This is a genomic window from Hyphomonas chukchiensis (assembly GCF_000682695.1).
GTDB classification, from domain to species: Bacteria; Pseudomonadota; Alphaproteobacteria; order Caulobacterales; family Hyphomonadaceae; genus Hyphomonas; species Hyphomonas chukchiensis.
In genome coordinates, this window is sequence record NZ_AWFG01000001.1 from 191,169 (window position 1) to 212,969 (window position 21,801).

At 63.2% G+C, this 21,801-nt stretch carries 24 protein-coding genes and 1 pseudogene; 13 read left to right on the forward strand and 12 right to left on the reverse strand.

Features of this window, described 5'->3' with window-relative positions; all coding sequences use genetic code 11:
• Position 1: 1 nt before the first annotated feature.
• Positions 2-1,210 (forward strand): S1 family peptidase, encoded by a 1,209-nt coding sequence (locus HY30_RS00930; protein WP_051614585.1) that lies wholly within the window; start codon positions 2-4, stop codon positions 1,208-1,210.
• Between the two features lie 130 nt (positions 1,211-1,340).
• On the opposite strand, the gene HY30_RS00935 is transcribed toward HY30_RS00930, so the two are convergent.
• Positions 1,341-1,955: a glutathione S-transferase family protein gene (locus HY30_RS00935; RefSeq protein ID WP_034735997.1), complete on the reverse strand. Its 615-nt coding sequence runs from the start codon at positions 1,953-1,955 to the stop codon at positions 1,341-1,343.
• Between the two features lie 94 nt (positions 1,956-2,049).
• Here HY30_RS00935 and HY30_RS00940 point away from each other — a divergent pair, with 94 nt between their 5' ends.
• Entirely contained in the window at positions 2,050-3,681 is a 1,632-nt protein-coding gene (locus HY30_RS00940) for a cisplatin damage response ATP-dependent DNA ligase (protein WP_034735999.1), read from the forward strand.
• A 124-nt stretch (positions 3,682-3,805) separates the two neighbouring features.
• On the opposite strand, the pseudogene HY30_RS20635 reads toward HY30_RS00940, so the two are convergent.
• Positions 3,806-4,114: pseudogene (locus HY30_RS20635) on the reverse strand (HU family DNA-binding protein); the annotation flags it as partial.
• Positions 4,115-4,404: 290 nt separating this feature from the next.
• Here HY30_RS20635 and HY30_RS00950 point away from each other — a divergent pair.
• Complete coding sequence (locus HY30_RS00950; protein WP_034736001.1) at positions 4,405-5,163, forward strand: hypothetical protein; 759 nt, start codon at positions 4,405-4,407, stop codon at positions 5,161-5,163.
• Positions 5,164-5,178: 15 nt separating this feature from the next.
• The gene (locus HY30_RS00955) at positions 5,179-6,009 is read left to right on the forward strand and encodes a mechanosensitive ion channel family protein (protein WP_081811991.1); all 831 of its coding nucleotides are present in this window, start codon (positions 5,179-5,181) and stop codon (positions 6,007-6,009) included.
• A gap of 3 nt (positions 6,010-6,012) precedes the next feature.
• Here HY30_RS00955 and HY30_RS00960 read toward each other — a convergent pair whose 3' ends face one another.
• On the reverse strand, positions 6,013-7,074 hold the full coding sequence (locus HY30_RS00960) for a methyltransferase domain-containing protein (RefSeq protein WP_034736003.1): 1,062 nt from the start codon (positions 7,072-7,074) through the stop codon (positions 6,013-6,015).
• A gap of 104 nt (positions 7,075-7,178) precedes the next feature.
• Between HY30_RS00960 and HY30_RS00965 the strand changes: the two genes are divergently transcribed.
• Positions 7,179-8,288, forward strand: a complete 1,110-nt coding sequence (locus HY30_RS00965; RefSeq protein ID WP_162176874.1) for a mechanosensitive ion channel family protein — start codon at positions 7,179-7,181, stop codon at positions 8,286-8,288.
• Positions 8,281-8,646, forward strand: a complete 366-nt coding sequence (locus HY30_RS00970) for a hypothetical protein (protein WP_051614588.1) — start codon at positions 8,281-8,283, stop codon at positions 8,644-8,646. The genes HY30_RS00965 and HY30_RS00970 overlap by 8 nt, the downstream gene beginning before the upstream one ends.
• 4 nt (positions 8,647-8,650) lie before the next feature.
• Here the strand turns inward: HY30_RS00970 and HY30_RS00975 are convergent, their stop codons facing one another.
• Positions 8,651-9,067 carry a DUF2147 domain-containing protein gene (locus HY30_RS00975; RefSeq protein ID WP_034736006.1) on the reverse strand — a complete coding sequence of 139 codons (417 nt, stop codon included), beginning with the start codon at positions 9,065-9,067 and terminating at the stop codon, positions 8,651-8,653.
• A gap of 62 nt (positions 9,068-9,129) precedes the next feature.
• Here HY30_RS00975 and HY30_RS00980 point away from each other — a divergent pair, with 62 nt between their 5' ends.
• The 3 genes from HY30_RS00980 (at position 9,130) to HY30_RS00990 (ending at position 11,425) form a co-directional block, all read left to right on the forward strand.
• Positions 9,130-10,032 (forward strand): SDR family oxidoreductase, encoded by a 903-nt coding sequence (locus HY30_RS00980; protein ID WP_034736008.1) that lies wholly within the window; start codon positions 9,130-9,132, stop codon positions 10,030-10,032.
• A 108-nt stretch (positions 10,033-10,140) separates the two neighbouring features.
• Entirely contained in the window at positions 10,141-10,968 is an 828-nt protein-coding gene (locus tag HY30_RS00985; protein WP_034736010.1) for a YbaY family lipoprotein, read from the forward strand.
• 79 nt (positions 10,969-11,047) lie between these two features.
• A complete protein-coding gene (locus HY30_RS00990) occupies positions 11,048-11,425 on the forward strand; it encodes an MliC family protein (RefSeq protein WP_034736013.1) in 378 nt (125 codons plus the stop codon).
• A gap of 12 nt (positions 11,426-11,437) precedes the next feature.
• Here HY30_RS00990 and HY30_RS00995 read toward each other — a convergent pair whose 3' ends face one another.
• Positions 11,438-12,217, reverse strand: coding sequence for a TlpA disulfide reductase family protein (locus tag HY30_RS00995; protein ID WP_034736014.1), 780 nt, complete (start codon positions 12,215-12,217; stop codon positions 11,438-11,440).
• Between the two features lie 110 nt (positions 12,218-12,327).
• On the opposite strand from HY30_RS00995, the gene HY30_RS01000 reads away from it, so the two are divergent.
• Complete coding sequence (locus HY30_RS01000; protein ID WP_034736743.1) at positions 12,328-13,224, forward strand: DMT family transporter; 897 nt, start codon at positions 12,328-12,330, stop codon at positions 13,222-13,224.
• On the opposite strand, the gene HY30_RS01005 is transcribed toward HY30_RS01000, so the two are convergent.
• The 6 genes from HY30_RS01005 to HY30_RS01030 all read right to left on the reverse strand — a co-directional run bounded on the left by HY30_RS01005 (position 13,221) and on the right by HY30_RS01030 (position 18,789).
• Positions 13,221-14,198: an NADPH:quinone oxidoreductase family protein gene (locus HY30_RS01005; protein ID WP_034736016.1), complete on the reverse strand. Its 978-nt coding sequence runs from the start codon at positions 14,196-14,198 to the stop codon at positions 13,221-13,223. The two genes, HY30_RS01000 and HY30_RS01005, sit on opposite strands and share 4 nt — an antisense overlap.
• A complete protein-coding gene (locus tag HY30_RS01010; protein WP_034736018.1) occupies positions 14,195-15,229 on the reverse strand; it encodes an alpha/beta hydrolase in 1,035 nt (344 codons plus the stop codon). Before HY30_RS01010 ends, HY30_RS01005 begins: the two co-directional genes overlap by 4 nt.
• A 69-nt stretch (positions 15,230-15,298) precedes the next feature.
• Positions 15,299-15,928 (reverse strand): TetR/AcrR family transcriptional regulator, encoded by a 630-nt coding sequence (locus tag HY30_RS01015; protein ID WP_034736020.1) that lies wholly within the window; start codon positions 15,926-15,928, stop codon positions 15,299-15,301.
• Positions 15,929-16,003: 75 nt separating this feature from the next.
• Complete coding sequence (locus HY30_RS01020; protein ID WP_034736023.1) at positions 16,004-16,720, reverse strand: DUF6498-containing protein; 717 nt, start codon at positions 16,718-16,720, stop codon at positions 16,004-16,006.
• 19 nt (positions 16,721-16,739) lie between these two features.
• Positions 16,740-17,426: a M23 family metallopeptidase gene (locus tag HY30_RS01025; RefSeq protein WP_051614590.1), complete on the reverse strand. Its 687-nt coding sequence runs from the start codon at positions 17,424-17,426 to the stop codon at positions 16,740-16,742.
• A gap of 31 nt (positions 17,427-17,457) precedes the next feature.
• Complete coding sequence (locus HY30_RS01030) at positions 17,458-18,789, reverse strand: flavin-containing monooxygenase (protein ID WP_034736025.1); 1,332 nt, start codon at positions 18,787-18,789, stop codon at positions 17,458-17,460.
• 274 nt (positions 18,790-19,063) lie between these two features.
• Between HY30_RS01030 and HY30_RS01035 the strand changes: the two genes are divergently transcribed.
• The 3 genes from HY30_RS01035 to HY30_RS19900 are packed head-to-tail and all read left to right on the forward strand — an operon-like array spanning position 19,064 to position 20,154.
• Entirely contained in the window at positions 19,064-19,546 is a 483-nt protein-coding gene (locus tag HY30_RS01035) for a PaaI family thioesterase (RefSeq protein WP_206741389.1), read from the forward strand.
• Entirely contained in the window at positions 19,543-19,971 is a 429-nt protein-coding gene (locus HY30_RS01040; RefSeq protein ID WP_034736027.1) for a PaaI family thioesterase, read from the forward strand. The genes HY30_RS01035 and HY30_RS01040 overlap by 4 nt, the downstream gene beginning before the upstream one ends.
• 42 nt (positions 19,972-20,013) lie before the next feature.
• Complete coding sequence (locus HY30_RS19900) at positions 20,014-20,154, forward strand: hypothetical protein (protein ID WP_155839204.1); 141 nt, start codon at positions 20,014-20,016, stop codon at positions 20,152-20,154.
• Positions 20,155-20,465: 311 nt separating this feature from the next.
• On the opposite strand, the gene HY30_RS01045 is transcribed toward HY30_RS19900, so the two are convergent.
• Entirely contained in the window at positions 20,466-21,785 is a 1,320-nt protein-coding gene (locus tag HY30_RS01045; RefSeq protein ID WP_034736029.1) for a serine hydrolase domain-containing protein, read from the reverse strand.
• Positions 21,786-21,801: the final 16 nt, after the last annotated feature.

Here is a 21,801-nt window from a genome sequence, read left to right on the forward strand (position 1 = left end):
CATGAAACACCCAGCCCTCATCGCGGCCACAGCCGCCCTGTTCGCGCTCGCCGCCTGCGACGCCATCCGCCTGCCCGGAGATCCGGCCGAGACGGCCGCCGAGAAGCCTGACGACGCGTCCGGCACGCTCGACCAGCTGCCGAGCGACCTCTTCGACGACACGGTCACGAGTTCCGTCGAAGTGGTGCCCGAAACGCCTGCGAGTGCCACCACAACGGACCCGGAAGTCCCCGCGAACGGCCCCGGAACGGACACGGAAGTCCCCGAAAGCGGTCCGGCAACACCCGGGGAAGCCGCCCTGCAGCCCGAATCCGTGGGCGGCATCGCGCTCGCCGTACAGGTGCCCGAAATCACGCTCGCATCGCTCAATGCCGCCAGCTGCGGCCGCCCGGCGGGCAGCCCGCCAACCCCAACGGTTGCTGCAGTTTCCGGCGCGACCGAACAGGCAGAAGGCCTCGCCGCACCTGAAGCCGTCAACGGCCTCGCCGCCAGCCTCGCCAGCTTCCCCGGCATCGTGAAGCTCGAACCCCGCGCGCCCCAGCCCGACGGCACAATCACCAGTGGCCACTGCAGCGCCACGCGCATCGCCCCCAACTGGTTCGTCACCGCCGCCCACTGTGTTGACGACGAATACCAGGAACTCCGCCTCATCGGCGACGCCGCCAACCTGCGCAGCCCGCTGGCCAAGGTGACCAGCGCCACCGTCGCCGTCTGCCATGCCGGCTATCTCGGCACGTCCAATGGCTATGCCAATGACCTCGCCCTGATCCGTCTCGACGACGCCCAGGTCGCGCCCATCGCGGACGTACCCGTCGCCCGTTACGGCGCCACGCAGAAGCCCCTGGCGCCCGCCAATTACCCCATGGCCGATATGGCCGGCTGGGGCCTCACCCATTATGGCGGCAACCTGTCGAACAATCTGATGTCGACGCAGCTGAAGATCACCGCCGACGGCCCGTCGCTGATCAATGTCGCCAGTGCAGGCGGTGCAGGCCCCTGCATCGGCGACAGCGGCGGCCCGCTCTATGTCACAGAGGCCGATGGCTCAAAGACCGTTGTCGGCGTGCTGTCGGTCGTCGAACAGAACCGCGCGACCGGCCAGTTCTGCGCCGGCGACTATAATGGCCGCTACACAAACCTGCAGGGCTACACGAGCTGGATCAGCTCGGTCATGGCGCTCTGCGATGCCAATCCGGACGTGTGCAAATAGGCCCGCCCCGCCGCGCCCCTGCCTCCGCAGGGGACACGGCCTCAGGGGGCATGGGGTATTCGAAACTCAGGTCCGTAACATGGTTTCCGTGTCCCCTGCGCAGGCAGGGGCGGCGAATCCCGGCCTCAGCCTAGATGCCTACTTCCAGCATCTTCTGATAGGCAGGACGCGCCTTCATCTTCTCGAACCATGCCTTTGTGGCGGGCCGGTTTTCGAGGCCGCCCTGCGCATCGGACATCAGGATCTGGAAGCCCATCAGGCAGTCAGCTGCCGTGAAGCGCTCACCTGCGAAATAGGGATATTTGGCGAGATGCGCCTCGATCGTGCTGGCCGCCTTCTCGCGCTCTGCCGCCATCATTTCCTTGGCCGGATTGCCCGTCATGTCGACGCGGGCAAAATAGACCTGCAACAGGCCCGGCAGGAAAATGGCGCCCTCGGCAGCGTGCAGCCATTCCAGATAGCGCGGGAATTCCGGCGAGCTCGGGCGCGGGTGGAGGTGGAAGTCGGTGTCATACTTGCCCATCAGGTATTCCGCGATGGCGCCCGTCTCGGCGATCACGACATCGCCGTCTTCCAGCAGCGGGGACTTGCCCATCGGGTGGATCTTGAGCAACTCCGGCGGCGCGAGGTTCGTCACGGGATTGCGCTTGTAATGGACAATCTCGTGCGGCACGCCGAGTTCGGCCAGCAGCCAGACAATGCGCTGCGAACGTGAGGCGTTGAGATGGTGGAGCGTGAGCGTCATGAACGAATTTCCCTTTGAGACGTATGGGCCAGTATCGGCTGCGCGCCTGTTTCCGACGCTGTCATGAACCCTGTTTGGCCCTATGTAGGACTGCATGCAAGCCTTTGCCGATCTGCTCGACCGACTAGTCCTGACGCCTTCCCGCAACGGCAAGCTGCGCCTGATGGCGGCCTATTTCGCCGCAGCGCCAGACCCGGACCGCGGCTATGCCCTCGGCGCGATCACCGGCGATCTCGACATTCCGAATGCCAAGCCCGCCATGATCCGGGGGCTCATGGACGGGCGGATGGACGCCGAACTCTTCGCGCTCTCCTACGACTATGTCGGCGACCTTGCCGAGACGGTCAGCCTGGTCTGGCCCGACACGCGCGGCGCCAACCGCACGCCGCCACTGTCGGACATTGTCGAGACACTGAACGAGGCAACGCGCGCCGAGACACCACGCCTTGTCGCCGGATGGCTCGACGGGCTTGATGCAACGGGCCGCTGGGCCTTCCTCAAATTGCTGACCGGCGGATTACGAATCGGCGTCTCCGCGCGGCTCGCGAAACTGGCACTGGGCGAGTTCGGCGGGAAGGACGTGACCGAGATCGAGGAGATCTGGCACGGCCTCGCCCCGCCCTACGAGTCGCTGTTCGCCTGGCTCGAAGACCGCGCCGAACGCCCAAGCCCCGATATCGCCGCGCCCTTCCGGCCCGTCATGCTGGCCCACCCGCTGGTGCCCAAGGCCGACCGTGACAATCCTGATGCCGTCGACCCGGCGCTCATCACGGCCGAGGCCTTCGCCGCCGAATGGAAATATGACGGCATCCGCGTACAAGCCTCCGCCGAGCACGGCACACGGCGCATCTATACGCGCACCGGCGACGACATTTCCCACGCTTTCCCGGATGTGGTGGCTGCGATGGATTACGAAGGCACGCTCGATGGCGAACTGCTGGTGCGCAATCCCGATGGCACGGTCGCGCCCTTCAACGCGCTGCAGCAACGCCTCAACCGCAAGACCGTCTCGAAGAAACAGATGGAGACGCACCCCGCCTTCATCCGCGCCTATGACCTCCTGGTCGATGGCAAGCGCGACGTGCGGGGCCTGACCTTCCGTGAACGCCGGGAACGGCTCGAACATTTCATCCTGACAGTGGAGAGCGACCGGTTCGATCTTTCGCCGCTCGTGCCGATCACGACACTGGCGAAACTGGACGATGCGCGGCTTGATCCCCCTGCTCCGGAGATTGAAGGCGTGATGCTGAAGCGCTGGGACAGCGCCTATCTTGCCGGGCGCCCCAAGGGCCTCTGGTACAAGTGGAAGCGCGATCCGTATCTCGTGGACGCGGTGCTGATGTATGCCCAGCGCGGGCATGGCAAACGCTCCAGCTTCTATTCCGATTTCACCTTCGGCGTCTGGCGCGAGAAGGATGGTGCCGACGAATTGACCCCGGTGGGCAAGGCCTATTTCGGTTTTACCGACGAGGAATTGAAACAGCTCGATGCCTTCGTGCGCGCCAACACGATTGACCGGTTCGGGCCCGTGCGGTCGGTAACGGCAAACAAGGAAACGGGTGTCGTTCTGGAAGTGGCCTTCGAGGGCCTGCAGCGTTCGCCGCGCCACAAGTCCGGCCTCGCCATGCGCTTCCCGCGCATCAATCGCATCCGGTGGGACAAGCCGACGGCCGAAGCTGACCGGATCGAAACGCTTGAGGCGCTGCTGGCTGAGCAGGGTCAATAAATCAAGGCCAACACAAGCAAAGCGCAGAGGCCGCCGCGCCAGCGGCGAACAGCCTCGAGCAAATAAAAAAGGGCCAGCCCCATACAGGCTGGCCCTTCAATTCAGTTCAAAAAGAAATCCGTTATCAGACGGTCTCTTTCAGTTCCTTCGCAACGCGGAAGGCGACTTTTTTCGAAGCCTTGATCTTGATGGCTTCGCCCGTCGCCGGGTTGCGGCCCATGCGTGCCGGGCGCTTGCGCACTTCCAGCGTGCCGAGACCGTTGATGCGGATCCGCTCGCCTTTTTTCAGGCGTTTCGTGATCTGCGCCGCCATGTCGTCGAAGATTTCCTGCGACTGTTTCTTGGTGAGACCGTGGGTCTCAGCCATGTCGACGGACATCTGACGCAGCGTGACGGTTGTTGCCGTTTTCGTTGCAGCCTTGGCCGGTGCAGCAGCTGGTTTGGCAGCCGCTTTTGCGGCCGGTTTTGCAGCAGCAGCTGGCTTGGCTTTCGCAGCTGGCTTTGCAGCCGCTTTCGTCGCCGCAGGTTTTTTCGCGGCAGCCGTCTTGGTGGCTGCAGGTTTCGCAGCGGCCTTCTTGGCCGCAGGTTTGATTGCCATGAGCAAATTCCTTTGTTGAATCTCCGCAGAGGCGTCGGCGTATAACGCCAATTCGTCTTCCTGCATCAAACTTTTTTCAGTAGAGCCGGTTTGCCCTGACGTTTTTGGGATACATATCAGCCCTGATGCAGAAACAACGGCCCTTCATTTTGATTCTCCTTGCGCTGCTGCAGCCGCTTTCGGGCGCCCTCGCGCCGCTGGCGGGAATCGGTACGCCGATCGGAAATGCGACGCGTGACATTGGTGCGCCGGAGCAACCGCTGCCGGTCTTCTTTTCGATCTGGAGCGTGATCTTCGCGGCCTATCTGGCCTTCGCGCTGTTCCTGCTGCTGCGCCGCGAACCCTGGATGGAGCGCATCGCCATGCCGCTCGCCATTGCCGGCCTGATGAACGTGGTCTGGATGCTGAGTGCGCAACTGATCGTGTCCCAACCGCTGGACTTCGTGCTGCTGTTTCCGATTGGCGTCGCCGCCTGGTTTTCCGCCTGGCAGTTCGACCGCATGCGCGGCATGGGCGGCAGCATCGCCAAGCTGACGGCTGACGCGGCCACCGGCCTTCTCTCCGGCTGGATCACCGTGGCCGCCGCCATCTCCATCCCGCTCACCATCCGTCACTTCTCGGACCTCGGCCCGACCGACCAGCCATGGCTAATGCTGTGGGCCACGCTTGTGCCGGCGGCCCTTGCCACATGGGCCTTTACCCGTTTCGTCAGCCGCAGCCTCTGGTTCTTCGTCGGCCTCGGCTGGGGCCTCCTCGGCATCCTTCTCAACAACTGGACGATCACGGACATGAACTGGCTTGCCATCATGACGGGCGTGGTCGCTGTCATCGTCCTTTCCCTGCGGCTGACGCGCGGCGCCCATGGCGCTGTGCAGGCCGCCTGACACTGGAGTTATTTCATGGACTTTCTGAATAATATCGACTGGCAGGCCCAGTTCGAGGAACACTGGCCGGCCCTCGCAGGCTATGGCCTGAAAGCGCTCGGCGCCTTCCTCGTCCTGATCATCGGCTTGCGCATTTCCGGCGCCATGGCGAGCTTCGTGCGCAAGCAGGCCATCAAGCGTCCGAACATAGACGAGACGCTGGGCAGTTTCTTCGCCTCACTGGTGCGCTGGTTCATGACGGCTGCCACGCTGATCGCGGCGCTGCAGCTCTTCGGCGTGCAGGCCACCAGTTTCGTTGCCATCCTCGGCGCCATGACCCTGGCCATCGGCCTGTCCTTGCAGGGCGCGCTTGGCAATATCGCGTCTGGCATCATGATCATGCTGTTCCGCCCCTATGGCGTCGGCCAGTATATCGAAGTGGCGAGCGTCGGTGGCACGGTGAAGGAGATCAATCTCTTCCAGACCATCCTTGCCACGCCCGACAATGTGCAGGTCATCGTGCCCAACAGCCAGGCCATAGATGGCATCATCAAGAACTATGCCGGCTATCCGACGCGCCGCATCGATCTCGTCTTCGGCATCGACTATGGCGACGGCATGGAGAACGCGATGAACGTGATCGAAAGCGTCATCAAGGCTGACACGCGCGTGCTGGCAGACCCTGCCCCGGTGGTGCGCGTGAGCGAGCTGAATTCCAGCTCGGTCGACATCATTGCGCGGCCATGGGTCAAGACGCCGGACTATTGGGAAGTCCGCTGGGCCCTGATCCAGAACGTCAAGAATGCCCTTGATGAGGCCGGCATCTCGATCCCGTATCCTCACCAGGTCAACGTCAACAAGGAATAGGGCTCAGCAGCACCCGCCCACGGGCGCGGCGGATGAGGACGCGGTATCGACGGCTGCGAACACGTCCGGCGCGGCGCAGCCGGGGAACAGGCCGAAATGCCTGTCGCCTGTGCCCACCACGTCGAAGTGTGCCGCGAAGCGCGTCTCCATCAGCATGGCCAGCGTGTTGCCGCAGACCGGGAACACACGGCCCTGCTCGATGGCGTGTTCGGCATCGAGGATGAACACGTCCTCCATGCCTTCGACGCCGCCGCGATAGATGACGGCCTGTCCGTAATCCTCACAGGCGGGCTCAAGGCCTTCCAGCTTGAACAGGCGCGCGGTGACAGAGGCAAAGCGGATCTGGCCGACCTTGGCCTTCAGTTCCGGATCGAGGATTGCCAGCGGGCGATGGTCCACCACGCGCGGGTCGCCAAAGCCTGCGGCCATGGCCACGGCCTGATAGTCGCCCCAGTAGAGCGCGCCTGACAGGCACTCGCCATAGAGGACCGGGTCTTTCACCAGCTCTGCCGGAATGCGCCGGTCGGCATAGACATCCGAGAAGTAAAGCTCGCCGCCCGGTTTCAACAGGCGGTGCGCAGCGCGGAACACGGCCGGCTTGTCGGAGCAGAGATTGATCACGCAATTGGAAATGATGAGATCGAAGCTGCCCGCTTCGAGGTCCAGTTCGTCCAGCTTTTCAAGCTCGCCCTCGATGAAGGTCGTATTTGGTTTGTTGTAGCCAAAGGCCTCGGCATGCCAGGCCTCATGCTCGCGGGCGACGGCAAGCTGTTCCGGTGTCATGTCCACGCCCGTGACATGGCCGCTCGGGCCCACAAGGCTCGCCAGCGCATAGACGTCCCGCCCTGCCCCGCAGCCAAGGTCCAGCACGCGCAGGCCTTCAAGCTGCGCCGGTATGGCCAGTCCGCAGCCATAATAGCGCGTCGAGACCGCGTCATGCACGCGGCCCAGCGCCTTGCGCACATGCAGGGGCGGCGCCGCATCGGTCGTGCAGGCATCGGTGCGCAGGTCCGATGAGGATTGCAGGATGTCTCCGTAATATTCCTGGACGACCTGTTTGTTCATGCGATGTCTCCTGCGCTCTGTTGCCTCCCACCTGCCGCAAGCGGGGCGGTTTCACCAGTCACCAATGCGTGAAAGTTCAGTTGAAGACCGTCCCGGCGCGTGACATGAGTGCGACCATGATGCCCGAGATCGACATGACCGGCTGGCCCGCGTGGGCGCAGGCCGCCGAACCGCAGGTCCTGAAATGGGCGCTTGTGCTGGCCGCCGTGGTGGCCATCTGGATTGTTGCGATTGGCGTGAAATGGCTGGTCTCGCTGGTCGGCAAGATACTAACCCCGAAGGATCATGATTTCGAAGGGTCCAGTTGGGACCTTGGCGCCTCCGTTGCGCGCATGTTCGCCCTGATCCTGATGTCGCCGTTGCCGCTTGGCCTGGCGGGGTATGACTGGCGCAGCATGATCGAGGATCGTGGCGCCGGCGCCGTTGCGGCTGTGGCCATCCTTGTGGTCGCCATCCTCTTTGCCAACTGGATCGCGCGGTCGCTGCGCAATTTCGGCGGCAAGGCCCATCGCCGGACGGGCGCAGACGACACGCTGTTCGCCTTTGCCGGCTCAATGGTGAAATACCTGATTTTCGCCATCGCGATCGTCACGGCCCTGACGCAGCTCGGCTTCCCCACCACATCCCTCGCGGCCGTGCTCGGCGCCATGGGTCTCGCCATCGGTCTCGGCCTGCAGGACACGATGAAGTCCGTTGCCGCAGGCGTCATGCTGGCCATCCTGCGGCCCTTCCGGATCGGCGACTATGTCAGCCTTGCCAATCTCGAAGGCGAGGTGACCGATATTTCACCCTTTACGACGTCGCTGAAACAGATCGACAACAAGGTCGTCATCGTCACCAATGACAAGGTGTGGGGTGATCCGCTGATCAACCACACCCGCCAGACGCGGCGCCGTTTCGACCTCTATTTCGACATCTCCTATGACGACAACATGGACCACGCGCTGAAAGTGCTGCTGGACCTCGCCAACGACCATCCGCGCATCCTGTCCAAGGCCGATACATGGGTGGGCGTGCATGCGCTGGCCGACTGGAGCGTCAAGCTGCGCCTGCGGGCCTGGGTGGCGACGCCCGAATTCGTGCAGGTGCGCGCGGACCTGACCAAGGCCGTGAAAGAGGCCTTCGACCGCGAAGGCATCACCATCCCCTACCCGCACCAGGTCAATGTCGCCTACAGGGGCAATACCGTGCTAAACACGGCAGAAGATGAATGAGAGCGAACCGCCTGTCGTAGAGCCGCTAGTGCCGCCACCCGAACCGGCGGCACCGCCCAAACCCGTCAAGGAACCGCCGCGCCCCATCCTGAAACGTCTGTTCGGTATCGGCGTGTGGGGCTGGATCAAGCTGATCGCGCTCTGCATCCTTGTCGGCTTTGTCGTGCTCGCCTCGAATTTCGATCCGTCTTCGCCGGACGTCGACATTCCCGCCGCCATTGGCGCCATCGTGCGCCAGACGCTCGCCGCCGCGGGCTGGGCCCTGCAGAATTTCTGGAAGCCCGCCCTTGCCGGTGCCGGCATCGTGCTGCCTGTCTGGATCCTCTGGCGGCTGGTCAGCCTGCCCTTCCGGAAGTAGCGCCTCAGACCACCGGTTTCCAGTTCTGCGTCTTGCAGAGGAAGCCTATGCAGCCCTTCACTTCCAGAATGCCGCTATCCAGCAGCTTCATCTTGGAGCTGTAGGTCTTGCCTTCCTTCGGGTTGTAGATCGTCCCGTCGGTCCACCCTTTTGCCGTCTTCTTGAAGCCTTCCAGCATGGTCAGGCCGAGGATTTTCTTGCCGTCTGCATCTGTGGCCGTTTCAGGCGTCTTGCCGTCCGAGACGCTCGCCGGGTCGATCCAGACAATCGTGCCGCACGGCGTGCCGTCGCCGCAATCGGCAATCTGGATATGCGAGTTCTCTTCCTCGGTCGCGAAGGTGCCGTACACATCGAGAGGATCGGCGGCGGCATATCCTGCCGCGAGGGCAAGGGAGACAAATGCAAAAATGACGGGTTTCATGGGCGTTCCTCCAGCTCCATTCGAGCTATTATGATAACAGAATTCAACCAGGGAGAACACTGATGGATACGTCACAATTGATGTTCCGCGACGGGCTGATGAAGGGTGAACGCATCCTCGTCACGGGCGGCGGCACAGGCCTCGGCAAGGAGATGGCCGAAGGCTTTCTCAAGCTCGGTGCCGAGGTCCACATCTGCGGCCGGCGCGGCGGCGTCTGCGAAGACACCGCCAGCGAACTGATGGAAAAGCACGGCGGCAAGGTCGTGCCGCATGCGTGCGATATCCGCGTCGCTGAAGCCATTACCGACATGAACGATGCGATCTGGTCACAGCACGGGCCGCTGACCGGCCTCGTCAACAACGCCGCCGGTAACTTCATCAGTCGCACCGAAGACCTGTCGATCCGCGGCTTCGATGCCATCTCCAACATTGTCTTCCGCGGCACGTTCTACATGACGCAGGATATCGGCAAGCGGTGGATCAAGGGCGGCAACCGGGGCAATGTCATCTCCATCCTGACGACATGGGTGTGGAATGGCGGACCGTTCGTTGTCCCTTCCGCAATGTCCAAGGCCGCCGTCAACACGATGACGCAAAGCCTCGCCGTCGAGTGGGGCCGCTATGGCCTGCGCTTCAACGCGATCGCGCCAGGCCCCTTCCCCACCGAAGGCATGTCGAAACGCCTTTCGCCCGATGCCGAAGGCGCCAAGCGCATGGATTCAGGCGCAGCCAACCCGATGGGCCGCGTCGGCGAGATGCACGAACTGGTCAACCTCGCCGTGCTGCTGATGGGCCCCGGCGCCGAATACATCAACGGCCAGACCATCGCCATTGACGGCGCCATGTACAATGCGTCCGGCGGCAACTTCTCCCAGCTCACCGCCTGGGGCGACACGGAATGGCAGGCCGCCAAGGATGCCATCACCGCCACGAACGACGCCGACAAGGCGAAGCGCACCGTCTAGACGCCGGAACCTTCCGTTCGCAGGGCCGTTGGCATCTGCGAACGGGACTCGCGCGCTGGCATAGCAAGAACGCGGCCTCCCGACAGTCCATCAAAGGGAAACGCCGCCATGAAACTCACCACCCTCCTCGCCTCCGTTGCGCTCGGCACAATGGCCGTCGCCTGCGCCGCTACGCCAACCCAATACCCCGCACAGGCCCAGATTACCGAACATGTCGTCACCGGCCAGCTGACCTATCGCGAGCGTATCGCCCTGCCCGCGGGCAGCACGGCCACCGTCACGATCAGCGACACGTCGCGTATGGATGTGCCTGCCACAATCGTCGCTGAGGCCATGATGAACCTTGGCACGTCGCAGGTGCCAGTTGCGTTCAACGTGACCGTTGACGACCGCGACCTAGACCCGAACGGCATCTACACGCTGCGCGCCACGATCCGCAGCCCCGCCGGCGAACTGTTCTGGACAACCGACACGGTCTACCCGGTCGATCTCTATGGCCCCTACACCGACATGGGTACGCTCTACCTCGTGAGCGGCAACCCGGGAACGGCCTATCCGGCGCCCTATCCCGATGCCAGCCCCTACCCGGCCAATCCGGGCTATGGCGCCATGCTGAGCGGCCCTGAATGGATCGTCGAAGACATTTCGCGCCACGGCGTGATCGACTTCTCGCGCGCTTCCATCAACTTTGACAGCAATGGCCGTGTCACCGGCAACGCATCCTGCAACACGTTCAGTGCAGGCTATTCCGCCACCGGCCAGGATCTTCGCTTCACGGAGATGGTCATGACCCGCAAGGCCTGCCCACCGGCCCTGATGAACCAGGAACGCGCCTTTACCGACATCATCGGCAGTGCGCGCCAGTATACGATCACGCAGGATGGCGCCCTCGTCATCTATGCCCCGAACGGCGACACGATCACGGCCCGCCGCTAGGCGAGCCTGCGCAGGCGGCGGAACCATTCTGCCGCCTGCCCGCTGTTCCCCCGGACCAATAGAAAACCGGAGATATGCCATGAAACGCGCCTGCACATTCGCCGCCCTCACGCTCGCCGCCACAGCTGCCGCCTGCGCCGTCACGCCGCCTTCCGCCTCACAACAAGGCGACATGCGAATGGCAAATGACCCTGCCTATGCAGCGCCGTATAGCTCTGACGTCATCTCCCCCTATTACGAATGCGGCGCGCTGCAGCTTGAAGCGAGCGTCACCGGCACGACCGCCACCGTCATGTTCAATGGCGAAGTGCACCAGCTGCAACAGGTCGAGGCCGACAAGGGCATGCGCTACCAGTCGGGCATCGGCCCGTCGCGCGTCGTCTTCTGGGACCAAGGCCGCTATGCCGTGCTGCAACAGGGCACGACAACGTTCCCGCAATGCACGCGGGTTCGCTAAGGCTGTATCTGCCTAGCCTTCACTCTCTGCCAGCGCCTTGAAGAAAGCGATCATCTCATCGGTCGCCCAGATGCCGGCCTCATCGTCGATGCGCAGACCTTCAAAGACGGCGTAAGGTTGCCCGCCGGGGGCGAAGATCATGTTGGCGGGATAGGACAGCTCCGTACGCGACGTGCCCATTGCGGCAAGCACAGCGTCGATATCTTCTGCTTTTGCCGTCAGCGGCTGCAAGCGTGTGACGCCGCGACGCTCAAACAACGCCGTGTTCCCCTCCAGCGTGTCTTTCTCGCCGGGGTCGGCATTCAGCGCCAAAAGCGTCACGCCTTGCGCAGCATAAAGCGGAACTGCCGCATCCATGTCCGGCAACTCCTTTACGCACGGGGCGCACCAGGTGGCCCAGAGATTGAGGACGGTCCAGCCTCCCTCCCGGGCGGCAGCCAGCGTGCCATCAGGGTCGCCCAGCGGGGTGATCTCGGGCCAATGCGCGCCATCTGGCGGCATGTACAGGACTCCCCCGGGAAATTCGGGCACGCCTTCCGGGAGCACCCGCTTTGGTCGCGCATCCGCAGCGGCCATTTTTTCCTTCACCATTTCAAAGGTCGCGATTTCGCTTTTCAGGTAAGTCGGCGAAGTGTGCCAGCCAATTAGTTCCTCCGGCAGCTCTGACAGGTCGACCCAGCCCGGTCCGGGCACAGCTGCTGGCTGCGGGAAAAGGTGAGGCGCCGCCATGATCCCGCCTGCAAAACCAACACATAGCGCCGCCGCACCCACGATGCCGTATACAACTTTCATAAGCCCACGCATCACCCTTAAATAGAAATCCCACTATGCCATCCGCCGAAAGCGGGTCAACCTCGCTGCCTTGCTTTGACAAATCCATTTGGCTGCTGTCCAAGCGCCGAATGGAAATCTGGATCCCCATAACCATTGCGGCGGCGTTCCTGCAGAACCTGCGGTCGGCGCTGCAGAAAAAGCTGCGGTCCTCGCTCTCCACATGGGGCGCGACGGCGGCGCGGTTTGTCTATGCTGCGCCCCTGGCGCTGGCGCTGCTTGGCGGCCTTCTGCTGACAACCGGCGCCAAGGCACCGCCGCTGAACCTCACCTTCCTCCTCAGCGGCATGGCTGGCGGCCTCGCGCAGATTCTTGCGACGGGCATGCTGATCCATCTCTTCTCCCACAAGAATTTCACGGTCGCGACGGCTTTCACCAAGACCGAGCCGATCCAGACCGCGTTGTTCGGCATTGTCCTCTTGGGCGATCATGTCTCGCTGGCGGTGGCCCTCGCCATCCTCATCAGCCTTGTCGGCGTGATCCTGATCTCCATCCCGGCAGATGCGGAAGGCCGACGCAATTTCCTTGATCGCAATGCGCTGATCGGCATTGCGGCAGGCGGCCTGTTTGGCCTCTCGGCGGTGGCCTATCGCGGCGCATCGCTCTCACTGGCAGATGGCAGCGTTTTCCTGCGCGCCACAATAACACTCGCCTTCGTGACCAGTTTCCAGGCCGTCGCCATCCTCGCCTTCCTGCGCCTGCGTGAACCGGGCGAGACCCTTCGCCTGCTCGCCAGCTGGCGCAGCGCGGCGTGGGTCGGCCTTGTCGGCATGCTGGGGTCGCTCGCGTGGTTCACGGCCTTCACATTGCAGAACGCCGCGCTCGTGCGGGCGCTCGGCCAGGTCGAAGTCTTCTTCATGATCGGCGCGTCACTCTTCGTGTTCAGGGAACGCGTCAAAGCCCGCGAGATAGTCGGTGTGCTGCTGGTGGCCGCCGGCATTGTCGGCCTTGTGCTCTGGTCCGCCTAGGGCGTCACCACGACCTTGCCGACCACCTTGCGGTTCCACAGCATGGCAAAGGCATCCATCGCCTCTTCCAGCGGCACTTCGGCATGCACGCGCGGGTTCACCTTGCCTTCGCGCGCCCATTGCCAGATCGTCTCGACATTCTCGCGGCCCTTTTCAGGGAACTGGCGGCCATATTCGCCTGCCCGGACGCCGACCACGGAGAAGCCCTTGATGAGGGGCATGTTCGTCGACACCGTCGCGATACGGCCTGACGTGAAGCCGATCACCAGGAGGCGGCCGTCGAACGCGATGCAGCGCACGCTTTCATCGAACACGTCGCCGCCGACCGGATCATAGATGACATCCGCGCCGCGGCCCTTGGTCAGTGTCTTCACCTTGTCGCGGAAGCCCTGATCGACATTGATCGCATAGTCCGCGCCATGCGCGACGACCTTCTCAAGCTTTTCGTCAGACCCGCCCGTCGCGATCACCGTCGCGCCCAGCAGCTTGCCGACATCCACCGCCGCAAGGCCAACGCCGCCGCTCGCGCCATGCACCAGCAGCGTCTCGCCCGGCTGCAGGTTTGCCCGGCGCACCAGGGCGACATAGGCCGTCAGGTAAGCCGCCGAATAGGAGGCGGCAGCCGCAAAGCTCATCGCGGGCGGCTTCTTCTGCAGCCCTTCCACCGGCACGCAGATGAATTCCGCAAAGGCCCCTGCCCGCACGCCGCCAGCCACATCCGTGCCTTCGCGCAAGGGGCCGGTCACACCGGGCCCGAGCTTGTCGATAATGCCGGAGAAATCCATGCCGGGCGTGAAGGGCGGCTCCAGTTTCAGCTGGTACTTGCCCTGCGTCAGCAACAGGTCCGGGAAGTTGACGCTGGCCGCCTTGACCCGCACGCGCACTTCGCCGGGGCCCGGCTCAGGCATCGGCACATCGCGCACCTCGGTCCCGGAAAAATCATCCGTGATCCTATGACAGACAAGCGCTCTCACAGGCGGCCATACATGTCGCGCACCATCTCGGCGATCTCGACACAGGCCTTGCGCGACCCCGGCGAGAAATCCGTAAAGGCGGTAAAGGCATGGGCGAGATTGTCATAGCGCTTGTGCTTCACGTAGACGCCCGCGCGGCCGAGGCGGAGGGCATAATCGTCGCCCTCATCCACCAGCGGGTCGTGCCCGGCGGTGATGACGATGGCGGGCGGCAGGTCGCTCAGGTCGCCGGTCTGGCCGGGCGAGAGCAGACGGTCGCTCATGTCGAAGCCTTCCGGCAGGTATTGCTCCATGAACCAGTTCATCGTGTCGGTGGACAGTGAGAACGTGCCTGCGAAATCCTTGCGCGACGGGAATTCCTCGACCAGGTCAATGGCGGGATAGATCAGCAGCTGCAAAGCCGGGATCGGCTTGTCCTGCCGCTTCATTTCCTGCGCGACGATTGCGGAGAAATTGCCGCCCATACTGTCGCCGCCCACGGCGGCAACGCCTTCCGGCGCGCCATACTTGCCGGCATTGCGCAGCGCCCATTCATAGGCTTCCAGCGCATCGTCGATGCCGGCCGGAAACTTGTGCGGCGGTGCAAGGCGATAGTCGACCGACAGGACCGGGCATTTCGCCACCGAGGCAATGATCGAGCAGAAGGCGTTGCACGTATCGAGATCGCCGATCACGCCGCCGCCCATATGGTAATAGACCATCAGCGGATGCGCCGGTTCCTGGTCGTCCGGCCGGTAGAGCCGCACCGGGATCAGGTTCTTGTCGGGGCCCGGAATGGTGAAGTCCTCGATGGCGACGCCCGGCTCAGGCTTGGCGGCGAGCATATTGAGCTGCTCGCGCGTGGCCGCCTGTACGACTTCAGCCGGCAGCGACGAGAGCGGCGGCGCGTTGCGCCCGTTCCAGGCCACCATCTGCAGCTGCGGCTCAAGCGTTCGGCCATTGATCACGACGGGCTTGCCGCCGGCCATGCGCACCAGCATGCCGTTTGGCAGTTTGAAGATCAGTTTCGCAATTGTCTGCTGAAGGCTCATTGGCCGGGCTCCCACCTGCTGTTTTCACACCAGCTTACCGCCCTTACCCAAGGTCCGCCAAGCGGTTCCTCAAAGCGGCTTGCCGGAGACCTCACGCACGCCGCCGAGCAGCAGGGCTGTGGCGAACTTCGTTGCCGCCACGGCGTCCACCGGGCGGCGCTGCAACATGTGATCGCCCATTTCCCGCGCAATGCCGATGGCTGCGGCGGTCAAATAGTCGATATCGGTCACGGGCGCGCCCGACGCCGAGAGGACATGGTCGAGATCGGAGCGGATCTCATCGGCAATGGCCAACATTTCAGGTGTGTCCACGCGCACGCCGATCAGCGCCATATGCGGCGCGCCCATGCGGATCGCCTCTTCATTCTCGGCGGCGACGAAGCTGAAATAGGCGTGGTAGGCCTGCTGGATATAATCCTCGAACGTGGTCGCCCGCGCGCGCACATCGCTGAGGCGGGTGCGGAAGCGATAGGTCGAATCCTCGGCAATGGCCTCGAACACTTCTTCCTTGGACTTGAAGTAATTGTAGAATGTGCCCGCCGCGAGGTCCGTCTCGCGGATAATGTCGCGCACCGTGGTCGCGTCGAATCCGATGCGCGCAAACACCCGGCGCCCGGCGCTCAGGATGGCCCGGCGATTGGCAGCCTTGGAACGGGCCCGCTTGCCGGATGCGGCGAGTGATTCAGCTGAATTGGACATGTACTTCCCTTTTGCCGCCATGGGGACGGCTGAACCGGGCGATCATGCGCCTATCCGTCACCATGCGTCAACTTTCTACACGGGCTGCGCGAATTTTCCAGCCAGTTTACCCAGTCCGCCATCGATCTTCATGCGCCTGAGCAGCGACAGCACGATCCCGAACACGACGCGGATCACGATCAGGATCAGGACACCCAGCAGCGGCTGGTTGGTGGCGATTGCGATGAAGGCGCCGAGGATGATCGCCACATGCAGCGTCACGATCCGGCCATAGGGGGCGAACATCTCCGCTGGCGGGTCGGTGCGGCGGAACTCGCCCCGGCCGATATAGTCGACAAGGAAGAACACCGCATTGGTGATGATGATCAGGCCGACAAACCAGACCATGCCCTCGCCGCTGCCCAGCGCCCAGTTCACGAGATCCATCGGCGCCGCGCCGCCCCCGTTCCCCTCCCCGCCCGCAAAGCTGCGGATGAACAGGCCATGCCCGTAACAGAACATGCCATAGTGGAACGTGAAAAACGGGATCATGAAGAGCGCCGTCGCCAGATTGATGAAACTGACCACCGCCGCCCCGCCCAGCCGCAGAATCGTATAGGCTCCGATGATCAGGTTCTCCAGCCAGTAGAGTGCCACCAGCGGTGTCGGCCCCCAGCTGAACACAAGGATCGCCGCAATCGGCACCAGATCCGTCGCAAGGCTCAACCAGGCCAGCGGGTCGCGATAGGTGCGTGCGAACAGGGACGGATCGAGGAATCGCCCCGCAAACCGGGCGCTGCCAGTCTCGCTCATACTGTCCCCCTATTTCCCTCTAAGACCCCGCGAAGAGATAGTCATAGGCAGGAAAACTGAACGGGTCACGCACTTGCAGGCCCTTTGACCCCTTGGGGTTGTGATAATTGCCCGTCAGGATTTCGTAATGGAGGTGGATCGCCTGCGCATTGCCGGTCTGGCCCATCATGCCGACCGGGCGCCCGTAATCGATCTGCCGTCCGGTAGCGACACCGGGGTCGAGATAGGCGAGGTGCGCGTAGCGCGTGTAGACACCATTGCCATGGTCGATCAGCACCTGCAGCCCGTAGCCGTTTGACATGCGCGCCTCGATGATCCGCCCCGGCGCCGCCGCATAGACGGGCCCTGCAGGCCGGTGCGACAGGTCAATGCCTTCATGGAACGTGCCGCCGCGAATGCCGAAACCTGACGACAGGCAGGCATCATTGGTCGGCACGGTCACGAGCACGACACCATTCACCACAATAATCGGCTTGAAGTCAGACACCCAGCCGCCCGGATAGGCGACGGGCGAATTGCTGACCGTCATGCCCCCGCACACCTGCAAATAGGCATTCGGCTGCAGCGTGCCCGGCACAGGCATGGGCGGGGATGGCGGCGGTTCCTCGAAGCGCGGATTATAGGCGCCCATCCGCGTCGGGGCTGGCGACGAGGCGCAGGCAGCAGCCATCAACAGCATAAGGAGGGCGGGGATCAGGCGCATCATTCCCCCGACTATGCCTGCCGCTAGGTTAATATCAGGCAACCGCGTGCGCGCGCTTCTCCCCCCGTTTGATTTCCTTCAGCAAATCCGCGACGTACACCCCGAAATCCACCTGCATCCGGTGGCGCGGGCTGTCATAGAAGTGGCCGAGGTGCAGCTGCTCGTCGGCCTCGGTCACCCGGTCCATCTCGGCGGCATCCGGAAACGCATACTCCCCCGTCAGCGCAGCAGCGACCAGTTTCGACTGCTGCTCGGCAAAGTTCACCAACGTCGGCAGTGGCTGGGCCAGCCCGAGGAAGAACAGGGTCTCAAAGCCCGGCTTCACCATGCGCTTGTACAGCGGGAACGTGTTTTCCTGCGGCATCAGCTCTTTCTGCTTCAGGAAGGGGAAGGTCACGTTGTAGCCCGTCGCCCAGACGATCGCGTCGACCTGCTCGCGCGTGCCATCGGTGAACACGACACTGTCGCCATCGAGGCGCTCGATGCCCGGCTTCGGCTTGATGTCGCCGCAGCCGACCCTCGTCAGGAACTCGCCGGACACGGACGGGTGCCCGTCCAGCGGCTCATGGTCGGGTTTCGGCAGGCCATAATCCTCCATCATGCCGATGGTCTTCTTGATCTTCGCGCGCGCCAGTTTCCGGCCGAGCTTTGACGGCAGCCATGGCGGCAGTGCCGCCTTGTCGGCGGGCGAGCCGTCCATGTATTTCGGCAGCACCCACACACCGCGCCGCATCGAGATGAACAGGTTCTTCGCGATCGGCCGCTGCGACAGTTCCGAGGAAATATCCATCGCCGAGTTCCCGGCACCGACGATCATCACGTTCTTGCCGCGGAAGTCATAGGGCTCGAACGGATCGCGATAATGGTGGGAGTGGACCTGGTAGCCCTCGAAATGCCCGGGATAGGTCGGCATGCGGGCGTCCCAGTGATGCCCATTGGCCACGGCCACCGCATCATATTCGCGCGCTTCGCCTGTCGACAGCGTCACCTTCCAGCGCCCACCCGGCAGCGTCTCCACATTCGTCACCGCCGTGTTGAACGTGATCGTCTCACGCAGGCCGAAATGGTCCACATAATCGTGGAAATATTGCAGCAGCTGGGCATGGTGCGGGAAATCCGGCCAGTCCTCCGGCACGGGATAGTCCTCGAAGGCGAGGCGCCATTTCGACGTGTCGATATGCAGGCTCTGGTAACAGGACGAGGTGCCGTTCGGGTTCTTGTAGTACCAGTTGCCGCCAATATTGTCCGACATCTCGAAGCAATCGTAGGGCAGGCCCTTGTCCTTCAGGCGTTTGGCCATGGTGAAGCCTGAACACCCGGCGCCGATGATGCATGTTTTCGGTTTGCTGCTGCCGTCAAATGCCATAGGCCGTCTCCTCCCGGTGCGTGAACTGTTTCCACGTCATGCCCCAAATGTTATCCGGGGCGACTGGAACGTCAAATGAAGAGGCCTGCACATGAGCGATGACGCGACGTCAGTTCCCCAAAGGAGCCCATTGCCGCTCCGTCTGATGCCGGGAAACGGCGACATTATCTCCGGTCTCGTATGCGGGGCGTGGCTGACAGCCTGACTCGCCAATCTCTGCGGCCCGATCAGCTATCGACCGGCGCCGCGTCAAATCCGAAAGCATCATTCACCAATGTCTGCCGACCCCTCAGATCTCGAACAACGCCTGACGCTGATGCGTGAAAACATGAAAATGATGACCAAGGCCGTGCCATGGGCGCGCGACCTCGGCTTCGAAGTCACGCGCATCGAGAAGGGCCGTGTGTGGGGCAGCCAGCCCTGGGATGAATCGCTGGTTGGCGACCCGGACACGGGCGTCATCCATGGCGGTGTCATCACCACACTGCTCGACAATCTGTGCGGCATGTCCTGCAGCGCCATCCTGCCGGATTTCCGCTTCGTCGCGACGCTCGACCTGCGCATCGATTACATGCGCCCGGCCGACAAGGGCCGCGCCATTATCGGCGAGGCCGAATGCTACCATGTCACCCGCACGGTCTGCTTCACGCGCGCCTGGGCCTATCACGAGACCCGCGACAAGGTGATCGCCACCGCCGCCGGCGCCTTTGCCATCAACCAGCCGCGCCCGGCAGACAAGCTGGAGTCCTTCGCATGACGCCCTTTGAAGCCAATCCCCGCGCCGCCGAGGTCGAAGCCTTCCTCGCCCGCACGCCTTTCGCCCAGAAACTCGGCATGCGCTGCGACATACGCGGCGACGAGATGACGGCCGTCCTTCCCTTCTCCAAGAAGCTGATCGGCAATTTCACCATCAAGGCGCTGCATGGCGGGGCGATTTCGTCTTTCCTTGAACTGACAGCCATGGCGCAGGTCTTCCTCGTAACAGACCTCGCCCGTCCGCCGCGCCCGATCAACCTGACCATAGACTACCTGCGCCAGGGCCACGCCAAGGATCTCTATGCCCGCGCTTACATAACCAAGATGGGCCGCCGCATGGCGTCGGTTCGCGCCGAAGCCTGGCAGGAAGAAAAGTCCAAACCCGTCACGGCCCTGATGGCCCACTTCATGGTGGGCGGGGACTAGACTTATCCAACCCCAATCCACCCCGGCGTATAATGCACGCCGATGCCCGAGTTCAGCCTCTTCCGCCCCATGCAGGGCCTGCCTTGGTACCTCGTACCGATCTGGCCGCTGATCTTCCTGCGCATCCAGCGCCTGCGGGCCTGGTTCAAGGCCAATGGCGGCCCCGGCTCGCAAATGCTCTGAGGCCTCAGCAAGACAGGCCGGGTTATCCTCATTCGTGCATCCGATGATCTATCCGTGCATCGTTCGTGCAGTTTTCGTGCACCTGTATCGGAGAGGCTGGGCCGGGCGCTCGCCCTGGCCGACGAAACAATCAGCCCGTGTCCCCTGCGCAGGCAGGGGCGGCGAATCCCGGCGCGTCGCACGCCCGCGCCCCTGCCTGCGCAGGGGACACGGGGCTACCGGCTGCCTCTGCCGGACACCTGACCCGGAATCCCATCCCGAAAAACCAGAAACCACCCCCCAAGCGCCCTCACAGGTGCCGCACGCGCAGCCTACTCTGCCGCCACCGCCGGAAAGGCCCCCGCAATCGTCTGGTTCCAGCGGAACAGGTCCGGCCAGTTTTCACCCGCATTGTCCATCAGGCCGAGACGCACGATCACGAGATCGCGCGACGGCACGATGAAAATGGTCTGACCCTCATGACCCTCGGCCGCAAAACTGTCCCAGGGCGGCGCATCCCGGCGCTGGTAGGATGGCACAGGCGCGGCGCCCCCCGTCGTCAGCCAGAAGCCAGCCCCATAGACATTTTCCTTTGGGCCCTGCGGATGCGACCGCGAGAAATCCACCCAGCCTTCCGGCAACAGGCGCTCACCGTCCCACACGCCATCCCTCAGATAGAGATAGCCGAACTTCGCAAAATCCCGCGCCGACGCCCAGACGAGAGAGCCGCCGAGATACGTACCGGCGGCATCGAATTCGATGACGGCGTCCATGCCGATGGGCACAAACAAATCGACCTGCGCATCAAGAGCAGTGAAGCATTTCTTATATAGGTTAGAATCAGACGCATCGGCGCCCACGACTGCTAGCCGACTTTCAAGATCGACACCGCAACGCGTCGCAAGATTTTCGTTCACGGCCTCAAGCTTGGCGCTTTTAAGGAAAGTCATTGAGTAGCCTTTTGGTTCTCCGGGCCGCGGTAGCCGTTGAACCTCATCCTCCAAATTTCTAAGCGCATGACCGATCAGGTGAAACGCTGCCGTCGAATAATTCCACACCGTCCCCGGCTCGTGCAGCGGCGGCAGTTTAGCCTTGATATATTGCAGAACATCAAACCGCCCCGGCCCGTACATCATCTGGATGACATCATTGTCCGCCATCCCAATCGCGCCGATCTCGGTATAGTCGAGCCCGTCCGTCATGGTCAGCCACTGCCGCCAGGTGATCTCCGCCCGCTTATCGCCCGCATCGAATGGCGTCGGCATGGGCGCATCGATATCGTCAATCAGCCCAAGCTCGACCGCCCGCCCGGCCAGCGCCGAGGTCACCGATTTCGCCATGCTCCACGAGACCTGTTTCGTCTCAGGCCCGAATCCGTCGCGATAGGCCTCGGCCACCAGCTTGCCGTGATGGATGATGACAACGGCCCGCGTCTCGCCCATCGGCCCGGGCTTCTCGCCGGCAATGGCCGTGTCGATCATCGGCTGGACAATCGCGGCAACGTCCGGCGCCATCTCGCCTGTCTCCCAGCCCTGCGTCGGCCAGGCCAGCCCTTCCGGCTGCGGCGGCAGCGGCAACAGCTCCTGCGCAGAAGCGGTAAAACCCGCCAGACACATCAGGCCCAGAAGACCCTTCACGAAACGGTTGCCCATGGCGGCATTTCTCCCC

Bases quoted from the DNA above. Each gene is read 5' to 3' on its own strand.
- HY30_RS00955 (WP_081811991.1), top strand. From the start codon at position 5,179: ATGGACTTTCTGAATAATATCGACTGGCAGGCCCAGTTCGAGGAACAC.
- HY30_RS00930 (WP_051614585.1), top strand. From the start codon at position 2: ATGAAACACCCAGCCCTCATCGCGGCCACAGCCGCCCTGTTCGCGCTC.
- HY30_RS01000 (WP_034736743.1), top strand. From the start codon at position 12,328: ATGGAAATCTGGATCCCCATAACCATTGCGGCGGCGTTCCTGCAGAAC.
- HY30_RS00960 (WP_034736003.1), bottom strand. From the start codon at position 7,074: ATGAACAAACAGGTCGTCCAGGAATATTACGGAGACATCCTGCAATCC.
- HY30_RS01020 (WP_034736023.1), bottom strand. From the start codon at position 16,720: ATGAGCGAGACTGGCAGCGCCCGGTTTGCGGGGCGATTCCTCGATCCG.
- HY30_RS01010 (WP_034736018.1), bottom strand. From the start codon at position 15,229: ATGAGCCTTCAGCAGACAATTGCGAAACTGATCTTCAAACTGCCAAAC.
- HY30_RS00940 (WP_034735999.1), top strand. From the start codon at position 2,050: ATGCAAGCCTTTGCCGATCTGCTCGACCGACTAGTCCTGACGCCTTCC.
- HY30_RS00995 (WP_034736014.1), bottom strand. From the start codon at position 12,217: ATGAAAGTTGTATACGGCATCGTGGGTGCGGCGGCGCTATGTGTTGGT.
- HY30_RS01015 (WP_034736020.1), bottom strand. From the start codon at position 15,928: ATGTCCAATTCAGCTGAATCACTCGCCGCATCCGGCAAGCGGGCCCGT.
- HY30_RS00950 (WP_034736001.1), top strand. From the start codon at position 4,405: ATGCAGAAACAACGGCCCTTCATTTTGATTCTCCTTGCGCTGCTGCAG.
- HY30_RS01030 (WP_034736025.1), bottom strand. From the start codon at position 18,789: ATGGCATTTGACGGCAGCAGCAAACCGAAAACATGCATCATCGGCGCC.
- HY30_RS01045 (WP_034736029.1), bottom strand. From the start codon at position 21,785: ATGGGCAACCGTTTCGTGAAGGGTCTTCTGGGCCTGATGTGTCTGGCG.
- HY30_RS01035 (WP_206741389.1), top strand. From the start codon at position 19,064: ATGTCTGCCGACCCCTCAGATCTCGAACAACGCCTGACGCTGATGCGT.
- HY30_RS00970 (WP_051614588.1), top strand. From the start codon at position 8,281: ATGAATGAGAGCGAACCGCCTGTCGTAGAGCCGCTAGTGCCGCCACCC.
- HY30_RS00985 (WP_034736010.1), top strand. From the start codon at position 10,141: ATGAAACTCACCACCCTCCTCGCCTCCGTTGCGCTCGGCACAATGGCC.
- HY30_RS01040 (WP_034736027.1), top strand. From the start codon at position 19,543: ATGACGCCCTTTGAAGCCAATCCCCGCGCCGCCGAGGTCGAAGCCTTC.
- HY30_RS19900 (WP_155839204.1), top strand. From the start codon at position 20,014: ATGCCCGAGTTCAGCCTCTTCCGCCCCATGCAGGGCCTGCCTTGGTAC.
- HY30_RS00935 (WP_034735997.1), bottom strand. From the start codon at position 1,955: ATGACGCTCACGCTCCACCATCTCAACGCCTCACGTTCGCAGCGCATT.
- HY30_RS00990 (WP_034736013.1), top strand. From the start codon at position 11,048: ATGAAACGCGCCTGCACATTCGCCGCCCTCACGCTCGCCGCCACAGCT.
- HY30_RS00965 (WP_162176874.1), top strand. From the start codon at position 7,179: ATGAGTGCGACCATGATGCCCGAGATCGACATGACCGGCTGGCCCGCG.
- HY30_RS01025 (WP_051614590.1), bottom strand. From the start codon at position 17,426: ATGATGCGCCTGATCCCCGCCCTCCTTATGCTGTTGATGGCTGCTGCC.
- HY30_RS00975 (WP_034736006.1), bottom strand. From the start codon at position 9,067: ATGAAACCCGTCATTTTTGCATTTGTCTCCCTTGCCCTCGCGGCAGGA.
- HY30_RS00980 (WP_034736008.1), top strand. From the start codon at position 9,130: ATGGATACGTCACAATTGATGTTCCGCGACGGGCTGATGAAGGGTGAA.